3 protein-coding genes are annotated in these 5,856 nt (G+C 52.2%); all 3 read right to left on the reverse strand.

What is annotated here, in order from left to right; genetic code table 11:
* Positions 1–4,812 (reverse strand): vitamin B12-dependent ribonucleotide reductase (locus MVK46_RS09360; protein WP_297536411.1); only part of this gene is annotated, 4,812 nt, incomplete at its 3' end.
* Between the two features lie 175 nt (positions 4,813–4,987).
* Positions 4,988–5,419 carry a ferritin family protein gene (locus tag MVK46_RS09365; RefSeq protein WP_297536412.1) on the reverse strand — a complete coding sequence of 144 codons (432 nt, stop codon included), beginning with the start codon at positions 5,417–5,419 and terminating at the stop codon, positions 4,988–4,990.
* 1 nt (position 5,420) lies between these two features.
* Positions 5,421–5,856 (reverse strand): HAD hydrolase-like protein (locus tag MVK46_RS09370; protein WP_297536413.1); only part of this gene is annotated, 436 nt, incomplete at its 5' end.

Raw genomic sequence — 5,856 nt, forward strand, 5'->3', positions numbered from 1 at the left:
TATTCCCTTACAGCCAAGCTTGTAAGCTAAAAGGTAGGCCGCCTTAACGTCCTCAACGGTGGCGTCGTTCGGCATGTTTATGGTTTTACTCGCGCTGTCGGTGAGCCAGAGCTGTATGTTCGCCTGAGCCAGTATGTGGTCGAGCCAGTGGACGTCCATTGCCGTGACGAAAACGCGTTGCATGTCCTCGGGAATCTCCTCAAGGCCCTGCACAGAGCCGTAGTTGTCGCTTATCTTCTTCAGTATCTCATCGCTCCAGAGGCCGCGCTTCTTAAGTTCGGCCTCGAAGACGGGGTCAACGTAGTAGAACTCTCCAACGGTGACGCTCTTCTTGTAGACGAGGGCAAAGATTGGCTCGATTCCGCTGGAGGTGTCCGCTATCATCGAGACGCTTCCGGTCGGCGGGCAGGTGGTCACCATGCCGTTCCTGACGCCATAGCGTTTGATTTCCTCGACGAGTTCATCCCAGGGCAGGTTCCATATCTCGCGGTGGTAGAAGCCCTCGACGGGCAGCTCACCGTCCTTGTATCTGCTCTTCTCGTAGAGCGGGAACGTTCCGCGCTTTTTAGCTGCTTCAACGCTGTACTTGTAGGCGTAGAAGGTTAGGTATTCTGTGACCTTCCTCATGAAGGCGAAACCTTCCTCGCTGTTGTAGGGAATGCCGAGCTTGAAGAGGGCATCAGCTAGGCCCATCATTCCGACGCCTATCCTCCGAGTCAGCTTGGTGTTGTGGTCGATTTCAGGAAGCGGGAAGCGGTTGACGTCGATGGCGTTGTCGAGGTACTTCGCAACCTTCTGAATCACGTAGGCGTACTCGTCCCAGTCGAAGTACGGCTTCCCCTCGTCGTCATACTTTACAAATTTGGCAAGGTTAATGCTCGCGAGGTTGCACGATTCGTATTCGTAGAGGGGCTCTTCACCGCAGTTGTGGCTCAGGAAGCCGTTGCTTATGTAGCTGTGCTTCTCTGGAACGGTGAAGTCATAAACGAGCTCTTCACCAAGCACTTCAACGCTCTCAACGGTAACGATAGGCTTGTCCCTCTTGGTCTTCTTGAGGCTGAGCTTCTCCATCTTGTAGCCCTCAAAGCCAATCTTTTCCGCGAAGAGCTTCCTGCTGTAGTTGGCTATGACGAGCTCGTGGTAGCCCTCGCCCTTGTAAGCCCTCTCCTCGCCATCCTTGGTTGTGTACCTGAATTCGCTCGGGTACGGCCTTTCGTAGAGCTTGGACAGTATTCCGAAGAGCAACAGGAGGTCCTGAACTTCCCTGAGTAGCTCGCGGTCCTTGGAGGTTAATCTTATCGCCTTGTCGTTATCAACGTAACCATCGGCGCTGAAGAGACCACGGAGGAAGGCCGCTATTTCCCTCGGCTTTAGCCTGAAGACGATTTCGGGAACGCGTTTGTCGTTGGTTTTGACGATGCTTTCAAGCCATTCGTAGGCTTTTCCTCTGACGCCAAGCTTAATCTGGTTGCCGTAGCGGTGGGGCTCAGCCTTGATTCCAAAGTGTTTGACGAGTATTTCCCTGACTTTCCAGGCCGTTTCCTCTTCCTTTTCGGCATTGAAGTAGAACCATGCCCTCCTGTCGTTGGTGTTGAGGTATCCATCTCCAATAAACCAGCCAAGAACGAAGGCAAGGTCTTCCCCTATGCTCTCGCTTCCGAAGTCATCTTCGACCTCAAAACGTGGGAGGAGTATTTTGTCACCCGGAGCGATGTCCCTAACTTCCTTCCAGCCTTCGGGGGTCATGAGCTTGTGGTCGAGGGTTGCAGTTATCTCGTATCCCTCTTTTGTCCTCACCCTTGCAACGGTCTTTCTGCCGACCTTCCAGACGTAGGCGGGAACCGCTATCGGGTCAGCAATTGCCAGCTCGGCTCTGTGAACCGTTTTGTATTCTACCCTCTCCTCTCCAGGAAGGAGAACCTCAATCGCGTAGGCGTAAGGTTCCCCTCCATCGGTTATGCCCTCTACTGCAACAGCTTCTTTCTTTCCGCGCTCCTTTGCAAGTGTGAAGAGTTCTTCGGCTTTAATGTATCCTTCTGGGGTAAGAATCCTTGTCTCCCCAACCACACACGGGTTAGTTGCTCTTATCGGCCCGCCTTTTGCCTCCACCAGAACGTTCCTCCTGTTTATGACGTCAAAGAAGATTACTCCGGGGTCCGCCTTCGCCCAGGCCATGTAGGCAAGCTCCTCGAAGAGGCTCTTGGGGTCCACTTCCTTTACCTTCTCGCCCGTTCTGGGGTTCACGAGCGGGTAGCGCTTGCCCTCCTTCAAAGCCTCCCAGAAGTCCTCCCAGATGCCGACGCTGATGTTGAAGTTGCTGAGCACGTTGGTTCCGGTGTTGCGCTCCTTCGCGTGAATGAACTTCTCTATGTCCGGGTGCCAAACCTCGAGGATTCCCATGTTCGCTCCGCGCCTGACGCCGCCCTGCTTGATGACGTCGCTGACGGCATCGATGAGGTGCATGAAGGAAACTGGCCCGCTCGCGGCTCCAGCGGTTGAACCGACGAAGTCCCCCTCTGGGCGGAGCTTTGAGAAGTTTAACCCAGTGTTGTGAACGAAGACCATTCCATCTTCTCCCGCAAGGTAGTTTTGGTAGTTCTCGACCGTCAGGTCATAGAAGGTCTTTGGCTCGTTTGTGGTGGTTATTTCCTTGACTACCTCCAGGCCCTCGACAAGGTGGAGCATTTTCCTAACATCCTCGGCCTTTGTTGAGTCGTAGAGCTTTCTAAGCATCTTTACAAGAACGGCCTTTGAAACGCGCCCTCTAACGTGCCACTGACCGAGGGATATCTTCTCGCCCTCTATGAGGGCAAGGGTCTGGCTTCCGGTCGTCTTGAACTCGACTCCAAAGTTTGAAGCCCATCTCTTAAACGCCTCAAAGTTGAGCTGAAGGCCGAAGGTTCCTCCCCTGTGTTTTTCTAGGAGGTTCTTGAGTTTTTCTTTCTTCTCGTTGTTCTGGAGGTTCTTCCCTATTAGCTCGTAGAACCTGAGCAGGGATGAGTACTCTTCAACATGCACTATGTAATCAATTCCATCTTTTCTCGGTTTCTTCCTCATCCTAGCCTTTATTCCAAGGGCGTTCAGGTAGTGGGTTATATCTTCTATCAGCTTTTTGTTCGTCATTCCAAGTTCGATACCCGGTTTGCTGTTAACGTGCCCCTCAGCATCGAAAAGTCCCACTATAAAAGAGAGCACGGCGGCGCTACCCTTTCTGAGGATTTCGGGTGGAATCCCGTTGTCTATTCCATTTAGAAGCTTCAAGTAGTGGGATGTTATCTCTCTGGCCTTTATGTTAATGTAGTAGATGTTCCTGTCCCTCTGGAGGCTGTAGCGCCTGCCATAGGTTTTCTCAAGGTATTCGTTTATGATTTCGAATGTTTCAGTTCTGTAATCGTATATCCTCAGTCTGTCGTAGACGTATTCATGCCCCTTGACGTGAGAGTGGTGTTTGTCAAAGCTTCCATCGCCTGCTATGAACCCGGCGAGCCAGTAGTCAAAGATGAACTCATACTTCTCCTCCTGTGGCATTCCACCTACTAACATGTCTCCCTCTTTGAGTTCGTCCGCTCTCTTCTCAATTACCTTTAACTCGGGGGTCAGCACAAAGAACGGATGCCATGGAGATGTAATGATTTTCGTGCCTTTGTTCGTCTTTATTCTGTATTTTGTTATGCTCTCATCCAGTTCGTACTTCCAGATGACTTTTACGCGGCCTTTAACGACTTCTCCGCTTTTGGGGTCGAAAGATTTGACGTATATTGGAACATTCTCAACGTTTATTCCCCACCTACTGTATTGGGGGTCGTAGAACTCGCCCAGCTCCTTGTAACGCTCATACATCTCCGCCATCGTTGTTAGGTGCTCCTCCCCTTCGTTCTCAAAGAGTATCTTAGCGTTTCCGTCGATGCATCCTCCGCCGCTCTTCTGTATCATGGCAACGTCGTGGGCTGCCTTCATAATGCTCTCCATGTCGTCCTCTATCGGCACGACGAAGCATGCCGAGAGCATTCCCAGCGGCCTTCCAGAGTTGATAAGGGCTGGGGTGTTGGGCATGAAAACTTGACCCGCCATCAGCCTGAAGTACTCCTCCACTTCGCTCTCGTAGTCATCGAAGGCCCCGTTCTCGAGCATCGTTAGGAATTCGTCTATTGAGACCTTCATCTTCCCCTTCTCGGCCAGCTCGCGATAGAGGTTCACCATCCTCTGGAAGTGGTACTTGTTGAGCTTGAAGCGGCCGATTGAGTACTTTCCGTCGAACTCCTCGAAGTGCTCGAGGTAGTATTTCACCCGCCTCATGTCCTGTCTGTGGCTTCCATCCTTGTCGTAGACGCGTTCATCGTAGAGTAAATCGGGAACGACGGCGAGAATGGCAACCCTCTCAAAAAGCTCCCTCGGGCTTTCAACTATCTCCCCCTTCTCGTTCTTTATGAGGTATCTGCTCGCCAGAACGCGGAGGGCGTTGAGAGAAAAGCGTTTGTCTATTTCATCGAGCTTATCCTTGTTGAGGATTTTCTTCTTTTCCTCCCTGATTTCCGCCTTCTTCTTGCGGTAGAGGATGTAGGCTTTGGCGACCTCGAAGAGGCCGGCGCGCATCAGTTCAAGCTCCACTATGTCCTGTATGTTCTCGATGTGGGGTATCTGCCCGTCGTAGAGTTCGTTTATCCTCCTGACGACCCTTCTAACGACTTTGGCGAGGAGCTTCTCGTCGTGGATGCCGACTTCCAGCATTGCCCTCTGTATTGCCCACTTTATACGCTCCCTATCAAAGGGTACAATTCTGCCATCTCTTTTCATCACTTTTTCAACAGCCATATAAACACCCCTGACATACAGTTGTGCACAGATTTGACCATTGGGAAAATCATCAGCGGGTTTTGTGTTATCTGCTCGCCTAATATACCTTGCCCCATGTTTCGTTGCCAACCTGACGAATTCTCGCCTCTGAACTTTGACGGTGGGGGAATGGGGTAGAAAAGGTGATGGACGTTTAAATGGACTCATAAATCAGTTTTAATCTGTACGCGTGGGCCAGCTCCTCCCGTGCGATGTTCAGGAATATGTCTCCCAGGGAACCGCTCATAATTTCCGCGAGCTTTGAATACAGTTCGTAGGCGTGCTTTTCCCTCAGGAGCGCCTCGAGAACGAGCTCCTCCATGCTCTCCGGATTGGCCCTCTCGTCTGCGAGCAGTGGCTCCACGCTGAGCGCGTCCACGTAGTCTATAATCTCCCTCTCCAACGTGCCCTCCTCCAGCAGTTTCTCAAGCGTTCTCCGGTGCCTCAGCTCCTCCTCGGCGATTAGCCTAAAGGTGTCCCTGAGTTCCGGCCTCTCAAATAGGGCAAAGGTCTCCCCGAGCTTGTAGAGGCCATAGAGTTCGTTCTCCTGGTAGATTAGTCTCCTGATTATGTCCGCGGGTTTCATATCATCCCACCGGTAGAGTCCTTAGATAGTCGAGGAGTTCCCTCACGCTCGGCAGGACGAGGTCGGGCTTAACCTCACTCCTCTCGACGTCCTCCAGAGTGCTGACGCCGGTTAGAACCATTATCGCCTTCATGCCGAAGCGCTTTGCGAAAGCTATATCCGTGTCCAGCCTGTCGCCAACCATCCATATTTCGTCAACGGAACCCAGCTTTTCCCGGACGATTTCATAGACCGGCTCATTTGGTTTCCCTATGATTAGGGGGTCCTTTTCAGTGGAGGCCCTGAGGGACGCTATTATAGCCCCCGCTCCCGGATAGAGGCCCTCCTCAGCGGGGTAAGTGGTGTCGGGATTCGTTCCGATGAAGCTCGCCCCTTTCCTTATCGCGAGCGTTCCGTACTTGAGCTTCTCATAGGTTAAACCCGGGTCGAGGCCAACA

Source organism: Thermococcus sp., from assembly GCF_027066465.1.
Classification (GTDB): domain Archaea; phylum Methanobacteriota_B; class Thermococci; order Thermococcales; family Thermococcaceae; genus Thermococcus.